This is a genomic window from Natronospira proteinivora, assembly GCF_024170465.1.
GTDB lineage: Bacteria > Pseudomonadota > Gammaproteobacteria > Natronospirales > Natronospiraceae > Natronospira > Natronospira proteinivora.
Genome location: NZ_JALJYF010000002.1, coordinates 871,361 through 893,902 on the forward strand (window position 1 = coordinate 871,361; position 22,542 = coordinate 893,902).

Consider the following 22,542-nt stretch of genomic DNA (forward strand, 5'->3'; position numbering starts at 1 on the left):
TATAGTTGAGGCAACATAATGAAGCCCCTTTTCCGGAAAGAAGTCTATAAGCAGCGAGACCAGAAGCTACAAGGGGAAATCCGAGTAGCACGTCCTCCCAGTTTCGTGTGGTTGACATGGTTGATTACCGGTTTTGTGCTCTTGTCTGCGATTTTTTTGTTCACGGGAGATTACGCCCGGAAGGAAGGCGTTCAAGGCCTTATTGAACCTGATGCCGGTGTACTCGAGATAAGACCTGATGTCCAGGGTTATGTTCAAGAAGTTCTAGTAGAAGAAGGTGAACGTGTGGAAAAGGGTCAGGCATTGCTCCGGATTAGTGGCGAGCGATTTTTGGCAGCGGAAGGGGCAATTAACCAAGCGTTGACGCTTGCACTTGAGTACCGGATTGATCGAATTGAGAATCGGATTAAGAACGAAAACCGTCGCCATGAGCTACATCTTGATGCTCTCAAAAATCAGATTGAAAGCACCCGCCAACAGTTGGAGCGATCTGAAGAACAAATCGCACTGCTCTCCAGCCGAGTGGAGATGAATCAGTCCCTATTGGATCATATGGAAAGCCTGAAGGCTCAAGGTCATGAATCAGAGGTAGAGGTCATCCAGCAGCGTGATGCCGTACTGGCTTTGTCTCAGGAGCACCAAAATGCACTTTTGAATCGTATAAACCTGGAGGAGAGTCTAAGCCAATTGCGCTTCGAAAGGGCTCAGGCGCCGATTCAGCATCAGACCGAGTTGGATAATCTGAACCTTCAAAAGGAAGAAAGCCGCCGAGAGCTCCTACAGATGCGGCATGAACGTGAGGCAGAAGTTCGCGCACCCGAGGCCGGTCGAGTCAGTGGCATGATTGCAGTCGATGGGCAACCGGTAGACCCTGGAGGAACCCTTCTGCATATATTGCCGGAAGATTCCCGATTACAGGCGGTACTTCATGTGCCTTCCCGGTCAATTGGAATGATCCAGGCTGGTCAGTCGGTACGATTGCGATACGATGCATTTCCTTACCAACGTTTTGGGGTTTACGAAGGGATCATCACGGAGGTCGGCACCACTGCCTATATCCAGGGGGAGGGTCCGGCTAGCGAGAGCGCTGATGGCGCAAGCTACCGTGTTGTTGTTGCGCTTGATCATCAGGAAATCCCGGCTTATGGCCAGAGCTTCCCACTTCGGCCTGGTATGCGCCTTGAAGCGGATATCGTTACCGAGAACCGTACCCTGATCCGCTGGCTTTTTGATCCGATCTTCAGCGTGCAAAGGACATTGTGATGAGCGACTTGGCTGCCAGACTTCGCCTCTGGGATCGAAGAGAACTGCCGCTCATCCAGCAATCAGAAGCGGCTGAATGTGGCATTGCCTGCCTCGGCATGATTGCAGGCTATTTCGGATATCGGGTCGGGCTTTCAGATCTGCGCCAAAAGTTCTCCATCTCCATGGAAGGGTGCACGCTCCTGGACCTGATGAATTTTGCCGAGAAGCTGGCGCTCGCATCTCGGCCCCTAAGGGTCGAACTGGACGACCTGAAGGCATTCAAGGTCCCGGTCATTCTGCATTGGGACTTGAATCACTTTGTGGTTCTTAAAGGGATAAAAGGGAAGAAATACATCATTCACGACCCGGCGCAAGGGATTCGTTATCTCAGCCATGACGAGGTCTCTTCGCATTTTACCGGGGTGGTTCTTGAGCTCTTACCAACAAAAGAATTCCAGCAGAAAGATGAGCGCCAGCCTCTCCGCTTATCCGACTTCTGGTCCAGAATTATTGGTCTGAAGCGGTCCCTTGGTCTGTTATTCCTTCTTTCTTTATTACTTCAAGTGTTTGTTTTGGCAGCGCCCTACTACCAGCAACTGGTGGTCGACGATGTCCTGATGTCCGCAGACCTCAATATGTTGCTGGTATTGGCAATCGGTTTTGCCATGCTGCTTCTTTTCGAGGTCGCGACGAATGCCTTGCGTGGCATCGTCTTGCTGCATTTTGGTAGCCTTATGAGTATTCAGATGACGGCGAATCTCTTCCATCATCTGGTCCGCCTGCCGGTTACCTATTTCGAAAAGCGTCATATGGGTGACATCATCACCCGCTTTGGATCTCTTCAGCATGTCAAAGATATGCTCACTGAGGGGATCATTGAGGCCCTGCTTGATGGGGTTATGATTATGGGGGTCCTGATCCTCCTCTATGTGTATAGCCCCCTATTGGCTACGGTGGTTGTCGCGACCGGCATGCTCTATGCGCTGATTCGCCTGATGATGTACCGCTCTCTCAGGGAGGCTTCCAAGCAGGAGATCATTGCTCGGGCCGAGGAAAACAGCAACTTCATGGAAACGGTCCGCGGCATGCAGACCATCAAGTTGTTTGGCGCTGAGGCAAAGCGAGAAGGCATTTGGCAGAACTACTTTGTTACATCGGTCAACCGAAAGATCAAGGTAGGTATCTTTGATATCTCATTCCAGAACATTAACCGCCTTTTGTTCGGATTGGAAAATATTATTGTTATTTACCTAGCAGCCCATTTAGTTCTAGCTGGCAACTTCAGCGTGGGCATGCTGTTTGCCTTTGTAGCCTACAAACGGCAGTTCATGGATAAAGCCTCTCGGCTTGTGGAGAAGCTAATTGAATTCAAGATGCTGAATCTCCACTTCGAACGTCTCAGCGATGTGACCTTGACCGAGAAGGAGGAGACTCAACCGGACCACGCGCGTGTTGTCGACATCAACGGTGACTTGAAGCTGGATAATGTGTCTTTTTCATACAGTGATAGTGGTCCCAAGGTGATCGAAAATCTTAGTCTAGAGGTCGGGGCGGGAGAATCACTTGCTTTGGTCGGACCATCCGGTTGTGGCAAGACCACCGCCATGAAGGTGATGCTTGGCCTTTTCGTTCCCCAGAAAGGCGAGGTATTGGTAGACGGTATCCCCTTGGAACGCATCGGCCTTGGGCCCTATAGAAGGCAGATTGCTGCGGTTATGCAGGATGATCAGCTTCTCTCAGGCTCCATCAGTGAAAACATCGCTTTTTTCGAACCCAATATTGAACAACAAAGAGTGCAGGAATGCGCCGAAATGGCTGCGATCCATGAGGACATCAGCAATATGCCCATGGGGTACAATAGCTTGATTGGTGATATGGGCTCCTCCTTATCAGGTGGACAGAAGCAGCGCGTGCTATTGGCCAGGGCGCTTTACAAGCAACCGCGCATATTGTTTCTTGATGAAGCGACCAGCCATCTGGATACGGATATGGAAAAAAAGATTAGCGCTAATATCCGAAACCTTGATATTACGCGAGTTATCATTGCCCACCGACCGGAAACGATCCAAACAGCAGACAGGGTGGTCGATTTAGCGGAAGCCCAGCGGCAATCGAATGATGATTAAGTTGTAAGATCGGAAATATCTGCTGTGGGGTAGATGGATCGTCCGCTTCATCTTTGCCTGATCCAACCTTAGGGTAGAATGCTCCATATAAAGGAGGACCGCGGAGAAGTATTTATTCCTCTATGCGTCTCCGGGTCCTCCATGGTGGGGCCGCATGAAATCGCTAGGCTTTGTTCCTGGGCCGTTTAGCGTTTTAGTGTTTGGCCGACTGACTTAGTTTTCTTCGGATTCCAGTTCGACGGTGTCTACATCCACCTGGAGGGTTTCCAGGGTGTCGGCCACATCCTCGGGCATATCGTCTTGGTAACGGCCGCCCAGGTGTTCGGCCAGGAAGCGTTCCACGTCGGCGTACATGGCCAGGCGGTTGAGCCGTCGGGCAAAGCCGTGGCCCTCGTCCTCGGCGACCAGATACTCCACCGGCCGATCCAGCTCCCGCATGGCCACCACGATCTGGTCGGATTCATGCTGAACCACCCGGGGATCGTTGGCCCCCTGGATCACCATCAGCGGCGCCCGGATCTCCTCGGCGGAGAACAGCGGCGATTGAGCCTTCAAACGCTCCCGGTCGGCCCCGTCGTCTGGATCCCCCACCCGCTGTTCAAAGATCTGGCGGATGGGTCCCCAGTAAGGCGGAATGGATTCCAGCAGAGTGATGATGTTGGACGGCCCCACAATGGACACCCCGGCGGCATATAGATCCGGGGTGAAGGCCAGGCCGGCCAGGGTGGCGTAGCCGCCGTAAGAGCCGCCCATGATGCCGATCCGATCGGGGTCGGCAATGCCCTGCTCGATGAGATAATTCACCCCGTCGGTGATGTCATGCTGCATGGCACCGGTGCCCCATTCCTCGTTGCCGGCGTTGAGAAAGGCCTTGCCGAAGCCGGAGGAGCCCCGGAAGTTGGGCTGAAAGACCGCATAGCCCCGGTTGGCCAGGAACTGGGCGCTGGCATCATAGCCCCAACTATCCCGGGCCCAGGGCCCGCCGTGGGGATTGACCACCAGGGGCAGATTCTCCGCTGGCACGCCCTTGGGCAGGGTCAGATAGCCGGGGATCTCCAGCCCGTCCCGGGCCTCGTAGCGGATTGGCTTCATCTCCGCTAAGTGCTCCACCGGCAGATTGGGGCGCGGCCGGTAAAGCAGTTCCACCTCGCCGGATTCCCGGTCATAGACATAGGTGGCCCCGGGATCGGTGTCCGAGGTGAGGCTCACCAATTGCAGGTGGCGGTCCTCGGTGGTGGAACCGAAGTAGATATCGCCATCCCCTTCCAGGGCCTCGCGCACCCGTTCATAATCCCGCTCAAAGGCCTCGTCGCGGGGATAAACCCGCAGGCGATCGCCCACATAATAGGTGGCCAACAGTTCATGGCTTTGGGGGTCGAACTCCGCGCCGCCGAAGTCCACTTCTTCTTCCGGGTCGCCGTCTACCTGTTGCTCTTCGCCGGTTTCCGGGTTGAACAGCACAAGCTCGGTGAGATCCCGATCACCGGCATTGCTGATCATATAGACCCGCTCGCCATCAGGATGGAAGCGAATGGGCGAGCATTCCTCGTCGATGGTGCAGGTATACACCGGCTCTTCGGACAGCTCACCGTCGTCGATGCGCAGGATTTCCCAGCCCCCTTCCGGCTTCTGCCGGGTGGCCAGTCGCAGCTCACCGTCCAGATCGGCAGTGAAACTCGCCACACCGTCGTCATTCTCGAACACCAGTTGACGCTCGGCGGTATCCAGGTCCACCCAATAGACATCATGCAGGCGGGGGTCGCGATCATTGATCGCAACCAGGATGCTTTCCGGCTGATTGCGCGGCCGGCTGACCACCCGGGCCTGGATGTCGTCATAGGGGGTGAGATTGACCGGGGCCGGCACCCGCTCCCCTTCGGCTACGTCGTCGTCCGGCGCCACCCGATAGAGGCGGAAGTTCTCATCCCCGCCGGTGTCCTGCATGAACACCACATAGCGGGCATCCCGGCTCCACCAGTGGGAGCGCACCGGGCGGTCCCGGTCGTCGGTCAAGGGCCGGGCATCCTCGAAGTCCTCGCCCCGGCGTTTGACCCAGACGTTCATCACCCCGTCCAGGGGCTGGATGAAAGACACCCATTCCCCGTCCGGTGACAGTTGCCCGCCGCTGATTTCCGGATCATCAAAGAAAACCGCCCGATCAATGATGGGCGGCAGACCCTGTTCATCGGCTGATTCCACGTCTGTCTCCCGATCCGTGCTGTCTTCGTCCTGGGGTGAACAAGCCATTAGCCCCAGTCCGAACAGAAAACTCACCGCCAGCAAGCTGGCCTTATTGATGGTTCTTTCCATCGTTGCCCCCCAACAATTGTTCCAGTGGTTTTATCCAGGGCCGTCAAAGCCCGGCCCGAACATGGCAGAATAGGCGGAAATCTTGGGAATGCAAAGGGAGAACGCAGCATGAGCGACTCATTTCGCGCTTATCGCATCCATGACCGGGATGGAGACATCAGTGCCGGTTTTGAAACTCTGACCCTGGCGGACCTGCACGAGGGGGAGGTGGTGATTGGCGCCGAATATTCCAGCGTCAATTTCAAGGATGCCCTGGCGGCCACCGGTAAGGGCAAGATTTTGCGCACCTCCCCCTGCAATGGTGGGATCGACGTGGCCGGAACGGTGGAATCCAGCCAGGATGACCGCTTCTCCCCGGGCCAGAAGGTCCTGGTGACCGGATGCGGTCTGGGTGAGGCCCATGACGGAGGCTATGCCGAGAAGGTCCGGGTCCCTGCCGACTGGATCGTGCCGGTGCCCGAGGGCATGAATGCTCGTCAGGCCATGGCCATCGGCACCGCCGGATTCACCGCCGCCCTGGCCATCCATCGCATGGAACATAACGGCCAGGCGCCGGATCAAGGCAAGGTGCTGGTGACTGGCGCCACCGGCGGCGTCGGCAGCTTCGCCATCAATATGCTGGCAGGCTTGGGCTATGAGGTGAGCGCACTGACCGGCAAGGCCAGCGAGGCGGATTACCTGAAGGAACTGGGGGCGAGCGAAGTCCTGCTGCGGGATGAGACCGATTTCGGCAAGCGGCCCATGGAAAAAAGCCAATGGGCCGGCGCGGTGGACAATGTGGGGGGCGAGGCCCTGACCTGGTTGACCCGTACCGTGAGCTGGTGGGGCAATATCGCCAGCATCGGCAATGCCGCCAGCCCCAAGCTGGAGACCACCGTCTTTCCCTTCATCCTGCGCGGCATCAATCTGCTGGGGATCAACTCCATGGCCACCCCCATGCCCCTGCGCCACCAGGTCTGGGACCGTATCGGCAGCGATTTGAAACCCTCAAAACTGGATCTCATCACCAGCCAGGAAGTGGCCTTTGATGAGCTGCCGCCCGTCTTCGAGCAAATGATCGAGGGCAAGATCCGCGGCCGTACCGTTGTGCGTATCGCCTGAGGATTTGCTTGGCAAAATATTAGAAGCGGACACGAAGGTCACGAAGAAAGGCAGAAGGACACGAAGGAAAACTGAGTGGTTTGCGGGGGGACCCGCCGTAGGAGCGGCTTTAGCCGCGATCCCACCATCGGATACCCCAATCGCGGCTAAAGCCGCTCCTACGGTTTACCCGGACATTTCCTTCGTGTCCTTCGTGTTCGATTTTGAGTTTTTCTGGACCCCAAAAAAGAAAAAGCCCCGCATAAGCGGGGCTTTTCCGTACCGAATTCAGTGCCGCGCGGGCGACTGAGTCGATACTTCAGAGCGCGGACACGTCCACGGCCTGGAGACCCTTGGGGCCTTCTTTCGACTCAAACTGAACGCGCTGGCCTTCGGCCAGGGTCTTGAAGCCGTCACCGGAGATGCCGGAGAAATGGACGAAAACGTCCTTACCACCGTCTTCCGGAGCGATGAAGCCAAAACCCTTGGATTCGTTGAACCACTTAACAGTACCGGTTTGCATGTTACTTACTACCTTTAACTACTTGATTTGAGCGAGCCCGAGTCTCTTTGAGACCCTGATGACTCAGTTAATGCTGTTCTTGACAATCCGGTCCTGTGGGGCAGTTTCGGCCTCGGGGCGACTTGATCCCGTCGGTCGGACAATCCTGCAGGGGGCAATCGATCAGAGGGGAAAACCTAAGGTGGGATTCTTCTCTTACGAACAACTCACTGCGACAGCAAGAGTGTTTGTACGCACTTTTTTTCGATAAGGCAAGCCTTTTCGCAAATTATTTTTACGTCCGGGCCCTCAGCGGCCCACCCTTAGCCGGCTGAGGGCCCCAGCAGTGGGGCAAATAGCGCCGCCGTCGCCTATCAGGTAGAATCTGCCGCCCCAACAGGGGTGTTTACCCCTCCCAGAACTGAATTCGAACGAGGTCCGCATGAGCCAAGTCTCCGCTGGCGCCCGCTTCTGGCAGGCCCTGGATGCCGAGCGTCCACTGCAGGTGGCGGGTACCATCAACGCCTATTCCGCCCTGCTGGCCGAGCAGGCCGGCTTCCGTGCCATTTATCTATCTGGTGCCGGGGTGGCTAACGCCTCCTACGGCCTGCCCGATCTGGGCATGACCAGCCTGAATGATGTCTGCGAGGATATTCGCCGCATCACCGCGGCCACCGAGCTGCCGCTGCTGGTGGACGCCGACACCGGCTTCGGCCAGGCCTTCAATATCCAGCGCACAGTGCGTGAAATGACCCGCGCCGGCGCCGCCGGCCTGCATCTGGAAGACCAGGTGGCCGCCAAGCGTTGCGGGCACCGGCCTGGCAAGGCTCTGGTCCCCAAGCAGGAGATGGTGGATCGCATCCGCGCCGGTGTGGACGGTCGCCAGGATGAGCAGTTCGTGATCATGGCGCGTACCGACGCACATGCGGTGGAGGGCCAGCAGGCCGCCATCGACCGGGCCTGTGCCTATGTGGAGGCCGGTGCGGACATGATCTTCGCCGAGGCCCTGCAGACGCTGGACGAATACCGCCAGTTCATCGATGCGGTGGGCGTGCCGGTGTTGGCCAACATCACCGAATTCGGCAAAACGCCGCTGTTTACCACCGAGGAACTGGGTGATGCCGGGGTCCGCATGGCCCTGTATCCCCTGTCTGCCTTCCGGGCCATGAGCCGGGCCGCGCTGGATGTCTATCAGACCCTGCGCAAGGAAGGTACGCAGAAAAACGTGATCGATCGCATGCAGACCCGGGAAGAACTGTATGAGGTGCTCGGCTACCACGAGTACGAACAGACCCTGGACAAGCTTTTCAAGCAATAAACCGCTGAATGTGGGAGGGGCATTGCTGTCCCGAATGGGCTTGAACAAGGCCGGTCGCGGCAGGAAAGCCGCTCCCACGGTTTAGAAACCTAGGAGAAGGATGATGGCTGAGAAAAAGATGGGCGCCGGCCTTAGAGGCATGGTCGCCGGTGAAACCGCGCTTTGTACCGTGGGCAAGGAAGGCACTGGCCTGACCTATCGTGGCTACGATATTGAAGAGTTGGCGGAAAAGGCCCGCTTCGAAGAAGTGGCTTATCTGCTGCTCCACGGCAAGTTGCCCACCAAGGCCGAGCTGGATGCCTATATTGCCAAGATCAAGAAAGGCCGTGGTCTGCCCCAGGCACTGAAAGACGCGCTGGAGCGGATTCCCGCCGAAGCCCATCCCATGGATGTGATGCGTACCGGCGCTTCCATGCTGGGCAACCTGGAAACCGAGGCCGAGGACTTCTCCGATCAGGATGATGCGGCGGACCGTCTGCTGGCGGCCTTCCCCTCCATCATCTGCTACTGGTATCAGTTCAGCCACCACGGCAAGCGGATCGAGACCGAAACCGATGATGAGTCCATCGGCGCGCATTTCCTGCATCTGCTGCATGGCAAGGCCCCCAATGAACTGCATGCCCGGGTGATGAATGTCTCCCTGATCCTGTATGCCGAGCATGAGTTTAATGCCTCCACCTTCACCGCCCGGGTCTGCGCCTCCACCCTGTCGGATATGCATTCCTGCATCACCGGTGCCATCGGTTCCCTGCGTGGCCCGCTCCACGGCGGTGCCAATGAAAAGGCCATGGCCTTGATCGAGCAGTTCTCCAGTGCGGAAGATGCCACCAAGGGCATCCACGGCATGCTGGAGCGCAAGGAAAAGATCATGGGCTTCGGTCACGCGGTCTACACCGAGCGTGACCCGCGCAATGCCATTATCAAGAACTGGTCGAAGAAGCTGGCCGAGGAAGTGGGCGATACTGCCCTGTATCCCATTTCCGAAGCGGTTGAGAGCGTGATGTGGAACGAGAAGAAGCTGTTTGCCAATGCCGACTTCTTCCATGCCTCGGCCTACAACTTCATGGGCATCCCCACCAAGCTGTTCACGCCCATCTTCGTGATGTCGCGTCTGACCGGCTGGGCCGCTCACGTGAAGGAACAGCGGGCCAAGAACCGCATTATCCGTCCGAATGCGGAATACGTCGGGCCCGAGCTTCAGAGCTACGTGCCCATCGAGGAGCGTTCGTAAAGGGTCGGGCCAAGGGCCTTGGTCGGCCCTTGGCCCGACAGCTGCAAGCCACAAGCTGCAAGCTACAAGCAGATCGTGCCAGCGTAAGGCTATACGCTTTTAGCCAACCAAGAGAGTGCCCGAAGTCTCTATAGGCACCACTGCCTGTCATTAGGAAAGACAGCTTGTAGCTTGCAGCTTGTGGCTTGAAGCTGGCGGCTCGAAGCCGCCCAAACCAAATAAAGAACCCAACCTTCAGAACAGAGAAAACCCAGGAGAACCCCCATGTCCGATATCCGTTCCGCCAAGCGGCCCGATCCCGATGACGTTCTGGTCGCGATTACCGATTACGTCTGTGATTACGAGGATTTCAGCAAGGAATCCTTAAGCACCGCCCGTTATTGCCTGATGGACTCCTTGGCCTGCTCCATGCTGGCTATGGAATACCCGGCCTGCACCAAGATGTTGGGCCCGGTGGTTCCCGGCGCCGACATGAAAGGCGGGGCGCGGGTGCCCGGCACTTCTTATGAGCTGGACCCGGTGATGGCCGCCTTCAACATCGGCGCCCAGGTCCGCTGGCTGGATTTCAACGACACTTGGCTGGCCGCCGAGTGGGGCCATCCCTCCGATAACCTGGGCGCCATCCTGGCCGTGGCCGACTACGAGTCCCGCCGCCGCCTGGCCGATGGCAAGGACGCGCTCAAGATCCGCGATGTCCTGGAGGCCATGATCAAGGCCCATGAAATCCAGGGCGTGCTGGCGCTGGAAAACAGCTTTAACCGGGTGGGTCTGGACCATGTGCTGCTGGTTCGTCTGGCCTCCACCGCCGTGGCCACCCGCATGTTCGGTGGTAGCCGCGAGGACGTGCTCAACGCCGTCTCCAACGCCTGGATCGACGGCGGTGCCCTGCGCACCTATCGCCATGCCCCCAACACCGGCTCCCGCAAGAGCTGGGCCGCCGGGGATGCCTCCGCCCGGGGCGTGCGCCTGGCGCTGATCGCCCTGACCGGTGAGATGGGCTATCCCTCCGCCCTGTCCGCCCCCAAGTGGGGTTTCCAGGACGTGCTGTTCAAGGGTGAGGACATCAAGCTGCCCCAGTCCTTCGGCCATTACGTGATGGAGAACGTGCTGTTCAAGATCTCCTTCCCGGCCGAATTCCACGCCCAGACTGCGGTGGAATGCGCCATGCAGCTGCATGACCAGGTCAAGGACCGTCTCGACGAGATCGAGCGGGTGGAGATTGAGACCCAGGAGCCGGGTGTGCGCATCATCGACAAGACCGGCCCCCTGGACAACCCGGCCGACCGGGATCACTGCATCCAGTACATGGTGGCCATCCCGCTGATGTTCGGCCGTCTCACCGCCGAAGACTATGAAGACAGCGTGGCTCTGGACGATCGCATCGACACCCTGCGGGACAAGATGACCGTCAAGGAAAACGAGGTCTTCACCAAGGACTACTACGATGCCGACAAGCGGGCCATCCCCAATGCCATCAAGGTGGTGTTCAAGGACGGTTCCGAGACCGAGCGGGTCCAGGTGGATTACCCCATCGGTCATCGCCGCCGCCGCGAGGAAGGCATTCCGGTGCTGCTGCAGAAGTTCGACGATGCCCTGACCCGCATCCTCTCCCCCCGCAAGTCCCGGGAGATCATCGAGCTCTGCGAAGACCACGGCAGCCTGGACGACACCCCCGTCCACGAGTTCATGAAACTCTTCGCTAAATAAGCGGACCCAGGGTTTTGCGTTGAATTCAGGCCCCCGGGGAGCTCGGGGGCCTGTTTTTTTACACGAAGAACACGAAGGGCACGAAGGGAATGATAATGTGCAGCTCGTGGTCATCCTCGGGGTAATGCAGCTAGCGCAATGGAATAGTAGACGCTAGCATCCATCTCGCGTGACATATTGCGCCTTTCTTCGTGTCCTTCGTGTAATCCTTGAAAACCATGACCACTGAAAAATTGCCAAAAAAACTGCCCCAGCGTCTGGACGACGGTTTGGAGGCGATGGATATAGGGCTGGATGCCGAGGCGAAGGAGCGGCTGGTGGCTTTGCTGGGCCTGCTGGGAAAGTGGAACAGGGCCTACAACCTCACCGCCGTGCGCGATCCCATGGAAATGGTGCCCCGGCACTTGCTGGATTCGCTCAGCCTGCTGCCGGATCTAGGCGGTAAGACCGTGCTGGATGTGGGTACCGGTGCGGGGTTTCCGGGCCTGCCTCTGGCCATTGCGCGGCCGGAGATGGAATTCATTCTGCTGGATTCGGCCCTCAAGCGGGTCCGCTTCGTGCGCCAGGCCGCGCTGGAGCTGGGTTTGCAGAATGTGGCGGTGGTCCAGTCCCGGATTGAGGACTACCGTCCGGAACGGGCCTTTGATACCGTGACTTGTCGGGCCTTCTCGTCACTTGGAGAGTTTGTCGTCGCCGCCGGGGCGCGGGTGGCGCCGGAAGGCCGTCTGGTGGCCATGAAGGGGCGCTATCCGGCCGAGGAACTGGCGGGTTGTCCGCCCGGCTGGCAGTTGAAGGCGGCCCGCCCGGTCTCCATACCGGGACTGGATGCCGAACGCCACCAGATCATTATGTGCCGTACAAGGCAGAATTGAGGGGTTTTCATGGCCAATATCATCGCCGTCGCCAACCAGAAAGGTGGGGTGGGCAAGACTACCACCTGCATCAACCTGGCCGCGTCGCTCGCCGCGACCCGGCGCAGGGTGCTGATGGTGGATATGGATCCCCAGGGCAACGCCACCATGGGTGCCGGGGTGGAAAAGAACCAGTTAAGCCGCTCGGCCTATGACGTGATTCTCGGCGAATGCAGCGCCCGGGATGCCATCCAGAGCCTGACGGACAGTGGCATGCATGTGCTGCCCGCCAATGGCGATCTGACCGCCGCCGAGGTCAAGCTGATGCGGGCCTTCGGCCGGGAATCCAAGCTGCGCAAGGCCCTGGAACCGGTGATGGTGGACTACGATTACATCCTCATCGATTGCCCGCCCTCGCTCAATATGCTGACCGTCAACGCCCTGGCGGCCGCCCACGGGGTGCTGATCCCCATGCAGTGCGAGTACTACGCCCTGGAGGGTTTGTCGGCCCTGCTCAACACCGTCGAGCAGATCCGGGAAGCGGTCAATCCCGAGCTCAAGATTGCCGGCCTGCTGCGGACCATGTTCGATCCCCGGAACAATCTGGCCAATGAAGTCAGCGCCCAGCTCATTCAGCACTTCGAGGACAAGGTCTATCGCACCATGATTCCGCGCAATGTGCGCCTGGCCGAGGCGCCCAGCTACGGTGTGCCGGCCTTGCTGCATGACAAGAACTCCCGGGGTGCCCTGGCCTACCTGGCCCTGGCCGGCGAGATGCTGCGCCGCGAGGAAAAGGCCCGCGCCGCCCAGGCCGCCGGCTGACAAGCCGCGTCCCGCAGAGGCGCTGCGTGGGGCACTTTAGCGCGCTGGATGAGGTGACGCAGAGAACACAGAGAATCCGCAGAGGAACACGGAGGTTTTAAGATTGTTGGCCTGTAAAGCAGTTGATGACTGCCCGGTATTTAGCGAGATTGGATTTTTAACACGGAGATTACGGAGGGCCACGGAGATCACGGAGAAAAAACAAATGGGTACAAATTGCTGTGGGAGGGGCATTACTGCCCCGACTTTCCAGTGAATAGCCAAGGGTCATGCCAGTCGGGCCTGGAAAGGCCCTCCCACAAAAACACCCTCCGTGATCTCCGTGCCCCTCCGTGGCCTCCGTGTCCAAAGCAATGCCAGATCAATGACCGGAACGGTCTGGATGCCTCAAGCACCAAGCTCAATCATTTCTCTGTGTGCCTCTGCGGATTCTCTGTGCCCTCTGCGTCCCATTAGCCAAAGCTCAGGCCCGCTACAGACGCTCCGAGACGGCGCAGCGTCATGAACCGCCGATTCCAGCAACGCTCCGCGTCTTGGCGGGAGGTGAACATTTGGGGGCGGGCCTGCGCTATAATCCGCCCCATTCCGTTGACTCAGTGATTTCAGGATAACCATGGCAGCCAAGAAACGCGGTCTGGGCCGGGGGCTAGATGCCCTGCTGGCCGGCTCCACCGAAGACAGTCCCGAGCAAGCCGTCGAAAAAGGCGAGGCCTCCCTGCGGGATCTGCCGGTGGATCTGATTGAGCCCGGTCGCTATCAGCCGCGGACCGGCATGGATCCCGAGGCGCTGAACGAGTTGGCCGATTCCATCCGTTCCCAGGGTGTGGTGCAGCCGGTGGTGGTGCGGGCCCTCAGTGAAGGCCGATATGAATTGATTGCCGGCGAACGGCGCTGGCGGGCGGCCCAGAAGGCCGGCCTGCACGAGATTCCGGCCGTCATCCGCAAGGTCCCGGATCAGGCCGCCATCGCCATGGCCCTGATCGAGAATATCCAGCGGGAGAATCTCTCCGCCCTGGAAGAGGCCAAGGCCCTGGCCCGCCTGATTGAAGAGTTCGAGCTTTCACAGCAAGCCGCCGCCGAAGCCGTCGGACGGTCGCGCACCTCGGTCACCAACCTGCTGCGCCTACTGGACCTGGAGCCCGATGTCCGGGATCTGGTGGAGGGCCGTAAGCTGGAGATGGGCCATGCCCGGGCCCTGCTGGCCATCAAGGGCCATGATCAAGTGGCTCTGGCCAATCATGTGGCCGCCCGAGGCCTCTCGGTGCGTGAAACCGAGAAGCTGGTCCGCCGTCGCCTGAGCGAGTCCAAGGACGGACCCGCCAAGCCGGATCGGCGCCGCAAGGACCCGGACCTTGAACGCCTGGAGCAGGACCTGACCGATCGTCTGGGCGCTCGGGTGGCCCTGGAACAGGGCCGGGGTGGCAAAGGCAAGCTCGTGATTCGCTACACCAGCCTGGACGAGCTGGACGGAATTCTGGAGAGGATTCAATAGGACCGGATTCTATGACCGCATAGCTAAAGTTTTCTTGACACGCGGATACGCCTAGCTAGGCTGTGAACATTCCTTTAAGGTTGTGCGTATATCTGGCCGGGTTTTGTTTTACGCAAAGCGCTTGTTTCTACGGCCTGCATGGATCAACTTGGCGGGTTGGTTTTATCGCAATGGAGAGCTTGTTTATGGAATTTTCAGTCGCGCTGACGCTCTACCAAAGCTGGATAGCTCTGGCTATACCGCTCGCCGTTTATCTTTCTTGGAAAAAAGCGCCGTCGCCGATAGCTGCTGGTGTGTGTTCAAGTCTTGCAATATTTGTTTTCCCTCCACTTGGTTTGATCCTTCTGTTTTGGCTTGCCATGTCGAGCAAACGCTCTAGTACTCAGAATAAGGAAGCGGCTTAGTCAATTGATCGGCGGGGCTCAATGGGATGTGCTCCACGGCATTCAATATGAATAGTCAACTGGCCTTTTAAGTTGATGCGTTATCTTGGCTATTGATTTGAAGTCTTCGCTGGATCCTTCTCCCAGGACTGACTGCCGGGCAAATGTTAGATATATCTAATATGCCTGCCTCGAGCATGGGCTTGAGCCCATGGGAGTAGGTGATGTAGAATTGCGCGCCTCGAATCCGAGGGGATGCCGATTCCGTCTGACTCGGCATCCGGCAACCACCCAGGGGTCTGGTTTCATCGACGCGAAAATGCGGTTTCCGGGGACTTCGGCCTCAGGATGAATTCCGTGTTTCCCGCATCCTTGCACGCTGTTTGGCGGAGGTATTCATGTCGGCTGAATCACGCTGGCGTTTGGCCTTCCGCGTTGTCGTGGTGCAAGCGGGCCTGACTGTAGCCGTGGCTGCCCTGTGGTGGTTCTGGGGTGGAAGTGCCCTGGCGGCCCTGGCCGGCGGTGGCGTGGTTACCTTGATGAGCCTGTACGGTGCGGTGCGCGCCTTCAGTGTGGATGCGGCGGCGGACCCGGAAGGGTTTTTGCGCCGGCTCTACCGGGCGGAGTTCATGAAGCTGCTCATGACGGTCCTGTTCTTTCTGCTGGCGGCCCGTTACGCCAGCGAGCACATGGCCGAGATCGTGACGGCCTTTGCCGTTGCGCTGACGGGGTTCTGGCTGGGCCTTTGGCCCGTGGCTTCCGGCAGGGTTTCAGGCTCTGCCCGGATCAATAACCAGTAAAAGGGTTTGATAGACAATGGCGACCTACGACAGTCCCGGCGATTATATTGACCACCATCTGGGCCATTGGGTCATTGGTGATCCGGAAAGCTTCTGGTCCTTCCATATGGACACGGTGCTGTTCTCCACGCTGTTGGGTGCCATTTTTTTCCTCATTTTCTTCATGGCCGCCCGTAAGGTCACCAGCGGTGTACCGGGCAAGATGCAGAATTTTCTGGAGACGGTCATCGATTTCGTGGATGGCCAGGTTAAAGACTCCTATCACGGAAATAACCCTCTGATCGGGCCCATCGCCCTGACGATCTTCGTCTGGGTGCTGTTGATGAACATCGTCAAGTTGATTCCCTACGATCTCTTCCCCTACCTGGCGAGCTTCGTGGGCGTGGAATACCTACGCATTAACCCCACTTCGGATATCAATGCCACTGCCGGCCTGGCGCTGGGCGTGTTCGTGATGATTTTCTACTTTGGTTTCCGGGCCAAGGGCGTGGGTGGCGTCGGCAAGGAATTTCTGACTTCTCCCTTTGCAGCCAATGCACTGTGGTTGAAGATCTTGCTGGCGCCGATCAATCTCTTCTTCAAAACCGTTGAAGAGATCGTCAAGCCTTTCTCACTGGCCATGCGTCTGTTCGGGAATATGTATGCCGGGAGTCTGATTTTTACCCTGATCGCCATCAGTCCCTGGTATCTCCAGTGGGCCCTGGGCTTCGGGTGGTCCCTGTTCAAGTTGCTGGTCATCGTCCTGCAGGCCTTTGTCTTCATGGCCCTGACTATCGTCTACTTGAGTATGGCCGAAGAGGATCATTGATCTGATTCATGGGGTGGCATGCCGCAATTCGGGTGGGTCGCCTACTTAAGCTTTTAACTTAGCTGCACTATCCAACGTCGGAGGAAGATATGGAAACTGAAATCGCTGCTGCAATCGCCCAGCTCCAGGGCATGACCGTTCTGGCCGTGGGCATTATCGTGGGCCTGGGTGCCATTGGGACCGCCATCGGTTTCGGCCTGCTGGGTGGCCGCTTTCTGGAATCCGCTGCCCGTCAGCCGGAGCTGGTCGGCATGCTGCAGGTTCGCATGTTCATCCTGGCCGGTCTGCTGGATGCCGTGGCCATGATTGGTGTGGGCCTCGGTGTTTGGTTCGCGGTCGCCAGTCCCTTCCTGGGTGCTTTGGAAGGCATGCTCTAAAGAGGTGTCGGGCGCCTGGCGCCCAATCCTTTAGATCGCCGTTTTGGGAACCGTAGTTAACGAGGGTTCGCGCCGTGGAACCAAATGTGACGATATTGATCCAGATGGTCAGCTTCGGTCTGCTGGTCTGGCTCACGCTCAAGTTTGTCTGGCCGCCGATGATCGAAGCCATGCGCGAGCGTCGGGAGAAGATCGCCGAAGGCCTGGCCGCTGCCGAGAAAGGCAATCAGCAGCTGGAGGAAGCCTCCGCCGAGACCGACCGCGTCATTCGCGAGGCTCGTGAGCAGGCCTCCGACATCATTGCTCAGGCCAACCGCCGGAGCACTGAAATGATCGAGGAAGCCAAGGCCGATGCCCGCCGTGAAGGCGAGCGTCTGCTGGAAAACGCCCGCAGCCAGATCGACCAGGATGTGGCCCGGGCCCGAGCCGAGCTTCGCCAGGAGTTGGCCGATCTGACCGCCCTGGGGGCGAGCCAGATTCTCGGCCGCGAGGTGGATGCCAAGGCCCACGGCGAGATGCTGGACCGACTCGCCAATCAGCTCTAAGGAGCGATAGCCAATGGCCCAATCGAGCAATTACAGCACCGTGGCCCGGCCCTATGCCCAGGCTGCCTTTGAAGTGGCCCAAGAAGCCGATCGCCTGGCGGAATGGGGTGAGCTGCTGGACGCTCTGGCCGCCCTGAGTCAGGATTCGGCCTCCGCGGCCTTGATTCAGCACCCCGCCATCGTGCCGGCCGATTTGGCCGACGCGCTGGTGGACGCTCTGGCGGGTGTGGACGAAGCCGGTGCCAATTTCATCCGTCTGCTGGCCGAGCGCCGGCGTCTGATGGTGGCCGGCGCCATTGCCAGTCAGTTTGCCGAGCTAAGGGCCGAAGCGGAAGGCCGCATGACCGTTGAAGTGTATACGGCCCGCAAGCTGGATGAGCCCTCAGCTGACAAGCTGCGCAAAGCCCTCGGCGAGCGGCTTGGCCGCAAGATTGAACTTGAAGTGATCGATGACGAGACATTGCTCGGCGGCGTGGTGCTGCGGGCAGGGGATCTGGTTATCGACGGTTCCGTGAAAGGCCAGCTGGATCGGCTCGCCGCGGCGATGAGTCACTAATTTACTGTAGGACAGGACCATGCAAGTCAACCCAACCGAAATCAGTGATCTGATCAAAAAGCGCATCAAGAACTTCGATGCCGACGCGGAAGTCCGCAATGTGGGCACCGTGGTCAAGGTGACCGATGGCATCGTCACCATTCACGGCCTGGGTGACGCCCAGTACGGCGAAATGCTGGAGTTTCCCAACGAAACCTTCGGCATGGCCCTGAACCTTGAGCGTGACTCGGTGGGCGCCGTGGTTCTGGGTGAATACAAGCACATCTCCGAGGGTGACACCGTCAAGTGCACCGGCCGCATTCTGGAAGTGCCGGTGGGCGAGGCCATGTTGGGCCGCGTGGTGGATTCCCTGGGCCGTCCCATTGACGGCAAGGGCGAGATCAAGGCCGAAGGCACTTCCGCCATTGAGAAAGTGGCGCCGGGCGTGATTACCCGTCAGTCCGTGGACCAGCCGGTGCAGACCGGTCTCAAGTCCATCGACTCCATGGTGCCCATTGGCCGGGGTCAGCGTGAACTGATCATTGGTGACCGCCAGACCGGTAAGACGGCTGTTGCGGTGGATGCCATCATCAACCAGAAGGGCACCGGGGTTAAGTGCATCTACGTGGCCATCGGTCAGAAGGCCTCTTCCATTGCCACCGTGGTGCGCAAGCTGGAAGAGCACGGTGCCCTGGAGCACACCATTGTGGTGGCGGCCACCGCGTCGGAAACCGCGGCCCTGCAGTACATTGCCCCCTATGCCGGTTGTTCCATGGGCGAGTACTTCCGGGACAAGGGCGAGGACGCGCTGATCGTGTATGACGATCTCACCAAGCAGGCCTGGGCCTATCGCCAGGTCTCGCTGCTGCTGCGTCGTCCCCCGGGCCGTGAAGCTTATCCCGGTGACATCTTCTACCTCCATTCCCGGCTGCTGGAACGGGCTGCCCGGATCAACGAGGACGAAGTGGAACGGCGCACCGACGGCAAGGTGAAAGGCAAGACCGGTTCCCTGACCGCTCTGCCCATCATTGAAACCCAGGCCGGCGACGTCTCCGCCTTCGTGCCCACCAATGTGATTTCCATCACCGACGGGCAGATCTTTTTGGAGACCGACCTGTTCAACGCGGGTATCCGCCCGGCCATCAACGCCGGCATCTCGGTTTCCCGTGTGGGCGGTTCGGCCCAGACCAAGATCATTAAGAAGCTGGGCGGCGGTATCCGTATCGCCCTGGCCCAGTACCGTGAGCTGGCGGCCTTCGCCCAGTTTGCCTCCGACCTGGACGAAGCCACCCGCAAGCAGCTGGAGCGGGGCAAGCGGGTCATGGAGCTGATGAAGCAGCAGCAGTACACGCCGCTTTCCATCGCGGAAATGGCCGTGTCCCTGTATGCCGCCAATGAAGGCTATCTGGATGACGTGGAGGTGGAAAAGGTCGTGGACTTCGAAACCGGTCTGCGCTCCCATCTCAAGGCCAGTCACAAGGATCTGTTCGACAAGATCAATGAAAGCGGTGCATACAACGACGAGATCGTTGACGGCATGAAGACATGCATCACCGAGTTCAAGCAGTCCTTCTAAGCAGGGTCTGCCGGACAGACCGCAGATAACGGGCAACGCTTATGTCAGGCGCTAAGGAAATCCGGACTCAGATTAAGAGTATCGGGAACACGCAGAAGATCACCAAGGCCATGGAAATGGTCGCGGCCAGCAAGATGCGCCGCGCCCAGGATCGGATGGAGGCCTCCCGGCCCTATGCCAAAAGCATCCGGCGGGTGATCGGCCATCTGGCCAATGCCAATCCCGATTATCGCCATCCCTATCTGATTCCCCGGGATCCCAAGCGGGTCAATATTATGGTGATCTCCACCGACCGGGGTCTCTGCGGCGGCTTGAACGTCAACTTGTTCAAGTCGGTGCTGGGCGAAATCCGGGAATGGCGTGACAAGGGCGTCGAGGTGGAACTCACCTTGATCGGTGCCAAGGCATCGGCCTTCTTCAGCCGCCTGGGTTTGGACATTGTGGCCCAGACCAGTCACTTGGGGGATACCCCGCATCTCACCGATCTGATCGGCACGGTGCGCAGCACCCTGAATCGCTTTGATGAGAAGGAAGTGGATTTAATCCGCATTGCCCACAATGAGTTCATCAACACCATGACCCAGCAGCCGGAAGTCCAGCAGCTGTTGCCGGTGGAACCGTCCGATGACGATGAACTGTTGGCGCATTGGGATTACATCTACGAGCCGAAGAGCCCGGAGACACTCCTGGAGCAGGTCTTGACCCGCTACGTGGAGTCCCAGGTCTATCAGGGCGTGGTGGAGAATGTGGCCTGCGAACAGGCGGCCCGGATGGTGGCCATGAAGGCGGCCACGGATAACGCTGGCGATATGATCGAAAGTCTCCAGCTGGAATACAACAAGGCCCGTCAGGCGGCGATTACCCAGGAACTGGCAGAGATCGTCAGCGGCGCGGCCGCGGTTTGACCCTCGGGTCCGAGTTCTTTCGAGGCCCGACAGGAATCGATTTCAGAAACGTAATTCAGAGGATTAGCTCATGAGCTCCGGAAAGATCGTTCAGGTTATCGGCGCTGTGGTGGACGTGGAATTCCCCCGCGACGCCATCCCGAAGGTCTATGACGCCCTCGTCCTGGAGGACGGTGGTTTGACCCTCGAGGTCCAGCAGCAGCTGGGTGACGGCATCGTCCGTACCATTGCCATGGGCTCCAGTGAGGGCCTCAAGCGGGGCCTGAAGGTGAAAAACACCGAAGCCCCCATCTCCGTGCCGGTGGGTAATGCCACCCTGGGCCGCATCATGAACGTGCTCGGTGAGCCCGAGGATGAAGGTGGTGAGGTCAAGAGTGAGGAACGTCGTTCCATTCACCAGGAGGCTCCCAGCTACGAGGACCAGGCCGGGTCCACCGAGTTGCTGGAAACCGGCATCAAGGTGATTGACCTGCTCTGCCCCTTCGCCAAGGGCGGCAAGGTGGGCCTGTTCGGCGGTGCCGGTGTGGGCAAGACCGTGAACATGCTTGAGCTGATCAACAACATCGCCAAGGAGCACTCGGGCCTGTCCGTGTTCGCCGGCGTGGGTGAGCGGACCCGTGAAGGCAACGACTTCTACCATGAGATGTCCGATGCCGGCGTGATCGACCTGAAGAACCTGGAGAACTCCAAGGTGGCGATGGTTTACGGCCAGATGAATGAGCCGCCGGGTAACCGCCTGCGTGTGGCCCTGTCCGGTCTGACCATGGCGGAATATTTCCGGGACGAAGGCCGCGATGTGCTGTTCTTCGTGGACAACATCTACCGCTATACCCTGGCTGGTACCGAAGTCTCCGCCCTGCTGGGCCGGATGCCCTCCGCCGTGGGTTACCAGCCCACCCTGGCCGAGGAAATGGGCCAGCTTCAGGAGCGTATTACCTCCACCAAGACCGGTTCCATTACCTCCGTGCAGGCCGTTTATGTGCCGGCGGATGACTTGACCGATCCGTCCCCGGCCACCACCTTTGCGCACTTGGATGCCACCGTGGTGCTGTCCCGTGACATCGCGTCCCTGGGCATCTACCCGGCTGTGGACCCGCTGGACTCCACCTCCCGTCAGCTGGACCCGCAGGTGATTGGCCAGGAGCACTACGACACCGCCCGCGCCGTTCAGAACGTGCTGCAGCGTTACAAGGAACTCAAGGACATTATCGCCATCCTGGGCATGGATGAGCTGTCCGAAGACGACAAGCTGGCGGTGTCCCGGGCCCGTAAGATTCAGCGCTTCTTGTCCCAGCCCTTCTTCGTGGCCGAAGTCTTTACCGGCATGCCCGGCCAGTATGTGTCCCTGAAGGACACCATCAAGGGCTTTACGGCCATTGTGGAAGGCGAATGCGACGACCTGCCGGAGCAGGCCTTCTACATGGTGGGTACCATCGACGATGCCCGCGAAAAGGCACAGAAGCTCTAAGGAGCCCTGAGACATGTCCAAGACCATTCGCGTCCACATCGTCAGTGCCGAGTCGGAGATCTGGTCCGGCGAGGCCAGCATGGTGTTCGCGTCGGCGGAACAGGGGGCCATGGGCATTGCGCCCCGCCACGCTCCCCTGCTCACCCGTCTGGAGCCGGGGGAAGTTCGGGTGCGCAAGCCTGACGGTGAAGAGCTCGAGTTTTATGTCAGTGGTGGCATTCTCGAGATTCAACCCCATCTGGTGAGCATCCTGGCCGACACGGCTGAACGGGCCGCCGACATTGATGAAGCCGCCGCCGTTGAAGCCAAGCGACAGGCCGAGGAGGCGATTGCCAATCGCAAGGGTGATGTGGATATCAGCCGGGCCCAGGCCGAGTTGGCCGAAGCCGCTGCCCGTCTGCGTTTGTTGCAAAAGCTCAAGCGTCAGAAATCAGGCTAGGCCGACCTCGATCCCTATCTGA

General features: G+C 59.0%; 21 protein-coding genes. 19 read left to right on the forward strand and 2 right to left on the reverse strand.

The features are described from left to right. Nucleotides 1–18 precede the first annotated feature (18 nt). Nucleotides 19–1,263, forward strand: coding sequence for an HlyD family secretion protein (locus J2T60_RS10990; RefSeq protein WP_253449935.1), 1,245 nt, complete (start codon nt 19–21; stop codon nt 1,261–1,263). Then, nucleotides 1,263–3,371, forward strand: a complete 2,109-nt coding sequence (locus tag J2T60_RS10995) for a peptidase domain-containing ABC transporter (protein ID WP_253449937.1) — start codon at nt 1,263–1,265, stop codon at nt 3,369–3,371. The genes J2T60_RS10990 and J2T60_RS10995 overlap by 1 nt, the downstream gene beginning before the upstream one ends. A gap of 213 nt (nt 3,372–3,584) precedes the next feature. Here J2T60_RS10995 and J2T60_RS11000 read toward each other — a convergent pair whose 3' ends face one another. After that, the gene (locus J2T60_RS11000; protein WP_253449939.1) at nt 3,585–5,681 is read right to left on the reverse strand and encodes a S9 family peptidase; all 2,097 of its coding nucleotides are present in this window, start codon (nt 5,679–5,681) and stop codon (nt 3,585–3,587) included. Nucleotides 5,682–5,789: 108 nt separating this feature from the next. Here J2T60_RS11000 and J2T60_RS11005 point away from each other — a divergent pair, with 108 nt between their 5' ends. Beyond that, nucleotides 5,790–6,782, forward strand: coding sequence for an oxidoreductase (locus tag J2T60_RS11005; RefSeq protein ID WP_253449942.1), 993 nt, complete (start codon nt 5,790–5,792; stop codon nt 6,780–6,782). Between the two features lie 298 nt (nt 6,783–7,080). Here J2T60_RS11005 and cspE read toward each other — a convergent pair whose 3' ends face one another. After that, nucleotides 7,081–7,284 carry a transcription antiterminator/RNA stability regulator CspE gene (cspE, locus tag J2T60_RS11010; protein WP_253449945.1) on the reverse strand — a complete coding sequence of 68 codons (204 nt, stop codon included), beginning with the start codon at nt 7,282–7,284 and terminating at the stop codon, nt 7,081–7,083. A 421-nt stretch (nt 7,285–7,705) separates the two neighbouring features. Between cspE and prpB the strand changes: the two genes are divergently transcribed. From prpB to J2T60_RS11090, 16 genes are all read left to right on the forward strand, one after another. After that, the gene (gene prpB / locus J2T60_RS11015) at nt 7,706–8,581 is read left to right on the forward strand and encodes a methylisocitrate lyase (protein WP_253449948.1); all 876 of its coding nucleotides are present in this window, start codon (nt 7,706–7,708) and stop codon (nt 8,579–8,581) included. A 103-nt stretch (nt 8,582–8,684) separates the two neighbouring features. Beyond that, nucleotides 8,685–9,812 (forward strand): bifunctional 2-methylcitrate synthase/citrate synthase, encoded by a 1,128-nt coding sequence (prpC, locus tag J2T60_RS11020; RefSeq protein WP_253449951.1) that lies wholly within the window; start codon nt 8,685–8,687, stop codon nt 9,810–9,812. Between the two features lie 264 nt (nt 9,813–10,076). Next, on the forward strand, nt 10,077–11,519 hold the full coding sequence (locus tag J2T60_RS11025; RefSeq protein WP_253449954.1) for a bifunctional 2-methylcitrate dehydratase/aconitate hydratase: 1,443 nt from the start codon (nt 10,077–10,079) through the stop codon (nt 11,517–11,519). Nucleotides 11,520–11,737: 218 nt separating this feature from the next. Further along, nucleotides 11,738–12,391, forward strand: a complete 654-nt coding sequence (rsmG, locus tag J2T60_RS11030; RefSeq protein WP_253449957.1) for a 16S rRNA (guanine(527)-N(7))-methyltransferase RsmG — start codon at nt 11,738–11,740, stop codon at nt 12,389–12,391. Between the two features lie 9 nt (nt 12,392–12,400). After that, nucleotides 12,401–13,192, forward strand: a complete 792-nt coding sequence (locus J2T60_RS11035; RefSeq protein ID WP_253449960.1) for a ParA family protein — start codon at nt 12,401–12,403, stop codon at nt 13,190–13,192. Nucleotides 13,193–13,805: 613 nt separating this feature from the next. After that, nucleotides 13,806–14,684 (forward strand): ParB/RepB/Spo0J family partition protein, encoded by an 879-nt coding sequence (locus J2T60_RS11040; protein WP_253449963.1) that lies wholly within the window; start codon nt 13,806–13,808, stop codon nt 14,682–14,684. A gap of 185 nt (nt 14,685–14,869) precedes the next feature. Further along, nucleotides 14,870–15,088, forward strand: coding sequence for a hypothetical protein (locus tag J2T60_RS11045; protein ID WP_253449966.1), 219 nt, complete (start codon nt 14,870–14,872; stop codon nt 15,086–15,088). Between the two features lie 377 nt (nt 15,089–15,465). Beyond that, nucleotides 15,466–15,867: an ATP synthase subunit I gene (locus J2T60_RS11050; protein ID WP_253449969.1), complete on the forward strand. Its 402-nt coding sequence runs from the start codon at nt 15,466–15,468 to the stop codon at nt 15,865–15,867. A gap of 16 nt (nt 15,868–15,883) precedes the next feature. Continuing rightward, nucleotides 15,884–16,675, forward strand: coding sequence for a F0F1 ATP synthase subunit A (gene atpB, locus J2T60_RS11055; protein WP_253449972.1), 792 nt, complete (start codon nt 15,884–15,886; stop codon nt 16,673–16,675). A gap of 89 nt (nt 16,676–16,764) precedes the next feature. Further along, the gene (atpE, locus tag J2T60_RS11060) at nt 16,765–17,052 is read left to right on the forward strand and encodes a F0F1 ATP synthase subunit C (protein WP_301288413.1); all 288 of its coding nucleotides are present in this window, start codon (nt 16,765–16,767) and stop codon (nt 17,050–17,052) included. A gap of 86 nt (nt 17,053–17,138) precedes the next feature. After that, a complete protein-coding gene (locus tag J2T60_RS11065) occupies nt 17,139–17,597 on the forward strand; it encodes a F0F1 ATP synthase subunit B (RefSeq protein WP_253449975.1) in 459 nt (152 codons plus the stop codon). Between the two features lie 13 nt (nt 17,598–17,610). Continuing rightward, nucleotides 17,611–18,153 carry a F0F1 ATP synthase subunit delta gene (locus J2T60_RS11070; protein WP_253449978.1) on the forward strand — a complete coding sequence of 181 codons (543 nt, stop codon included), beginning with the start codon at nt 17,611–17,613 and terminating at the stop codon, nt 18,151–18,153. A 19-nt stretch (nt 18,154–18,172) separates the two neighbouring features. Further along, on the forward strand, nt 18,173–19,708 hold the full coding sequence (gene atpA / locus J2T60_RS11075; RefSeq protein WP_253449981.1) for a F0F1 ATP synthase subunit alpha: 1,536 nt from the start codon (nt 18,173–18,175) through the stop codon (nt 19,706–19,708). Between the two features lie 41 nt (nt 19,709–19,749). Further along, a complete protein-coding gene (gene atpG / locus J2T60_RS11080; protein WP_253449984.1) occupies nt 19,750–20,613 on the forward strand; it encodes a F0F1 ATP synthase subunit gamma in 864 nt (287 codons plus the stop codon). A 70-nt stretch (nt 20,614–20,683) separates the two neighbouring features. Continuing rightward, complete coding sequence (gene atpD / locus J2T60_RS11085; protein WP_253449987.1) at nt 20,684–22,081, forward strand: F0F1 ATP synthase subunit beta; 1,398 nt, start codon at nt 20,684–20,686, stop codon at nt 22,079–22,081. 13 nt (nt 22,082–22,094) lie between these two features. Further along, nucleotides 22,095–22,520, forward strand: a complete 426-nt coding sequence (locus tag J2T60_RS11090) for a F0F1 ATP synthase subunit epsilon (protein WP_253449990.1) — start codon at nt 22,095–22,097, stop codon at nt 22,518–22,520. Nucleotides 22,521–22,542: the final 22 nt, after the last annotated feature.

What these genes read in the sequence shown, in the direction of transcription:
- J2T60_RS10990 (WP_253449935.1), top strand. Translation starts at nt 19, where the DNA reads ATGAAGCCCCTTTTCCGGAAAGAAGTCTATAAGCAGCGAGACCAGAAG.
- J2T60_RS10995 (WP_253449937.1), top strand. Translation starts at nt 1,263, where the DNA reads ATGAGCGACTTGGCTGCCAGACTTCGCCTCTGGGATCGAAGAGAACTG.
- J2T60_RS11000 (WP_253449939.1), bottom strand. Translation starts at nt 5,681, where the DNA reads ATGGAAAGAACCATCAATAAGGCCAGCTTGCTGGCGGTGAGTTTTCTG.
- J2T60_RS11005 (WP_253449942.1), top strand. Translation starts at nt 5,790, where the DNA reads ATGAGCGACTCATTTCGCGCTTATCGCATCCATGACCGGGATGGAGAC.
- cspE (WP_253449945.1), bottom strand. Translation starts at nt 7,284, where the DNA reads ATGCAAACCGGTACTGTTAAGTGGTTCAACGAATCCAAGGGTTTTGGC.
- prpB (WP_253449948.1), top strand. Translation starts at nt 7,706, where the DNA reads ATGAGCCAAGTCTCCGCTGGCGCCCGCTTCTGGCAGGCCCTGGATGCC.
- prpC (WP_253449951.1), top strand. Translation starts at nt 8,685, where the DNA reads ATGGCTGAGAAAAAGATGGGCGCCGGCCTTAGAGGCATGGTCGCCGGT.
- J2T60_RS11025 (WP_253449954.1), top strand. Translation starts at nt 10,077, where the DNA reads ATGTCCGATATCCGTTCCGCCAAGCGGCCCGATCCCGATGACGTTCTG.
- rsmG (WP_253449957.1), top strand. Translation starts at nt 11,738, where the DNA reads ATGACCACTGAAAAATTGCCAAAAAAACTGCCCCAGCGTCTGGACGAC.
- J2T60_RS11035 (WP_253449960.1), top strand. Translation starts at nt 12,401, where the DNA reads ATGGCCAATATCATCGCCGTCGCCAACCAGAAAGGTGGGGTGGGCAAG.
- J2T60_RS11040 (WP_253449963.1), top strand. Translation starts at nt 13,806, where the DNA reads ATGGCAGCCAAGAAACGCGGTCTGGGCCGGGGGCTAGATGCCCTGCTG.
- J2T60_RS11045 (WP_253449966.1), top strand. Translation starts at nt 14,870, where the DNA reads ATGGAATTTTCAGTCGCGCTGACGCTCTACCAAAGCTGGATAGCTCTG.
- J2T60_RS11050 (WP_253449969.1), top strand. Translation starts at nt 15,466, where the DNA reads ATGTCGGCTGAATCACGCTGGCGTTTGGCCTTCCGCGTTGTCGTGGTG.
- atpB (WP_253449972.1), top strand. Translation starts at nt 15,884, where the DNA reads ATGGCGACCTACGACAGTCCCGGCGATTATATTGACCACCATCTGGGC.
- atpE (WP_301288413.1), top strand. Translation starts at nt 16,765, where the DNA reads ATGGAAACTGAAATCGCTGCTGCAATCGCCCAGCTCCAGGGCATGACC.
- J2T60_RS11070 (WP_253449978.1), top strand. Translation starts at nt 17,611, where the DNA reads ATGGCCCAATCGAGCAATTACAGCACCGTGGCCCGGCCCTATGCCCAG.
- atpA (WP_253449981.1), top strand. Translation starts at nt 18,173, where the DNA reads ATGCAAGTCAACCCAACCGAAATCAGTGATCTGATCAAAAAGCGCATC.
- atpG (WP_253449984.1), top strand. Translation starts at nt 19,750, where the DNA reads ATGTCAGGCGCTAAGGAAATCCGGACTCAGATTAAGAGTATCGGGAAC.
- atpD (WP_253449987.1), top strand. Translation starts at nt 20,684, where the DNA reads ATGAGCTCCGGAAAGATCGTTCAGGTTATCGGCGCTGTGGTGGACGTG.
- J2T60_RS11090 (WP_253449990.1), top strand. Translation starts at nt 22,095, where the DNA reads ATGTCCAAGACCATTCGCGTCCACATCGTCAGTGCCGAGTCGGAGATC.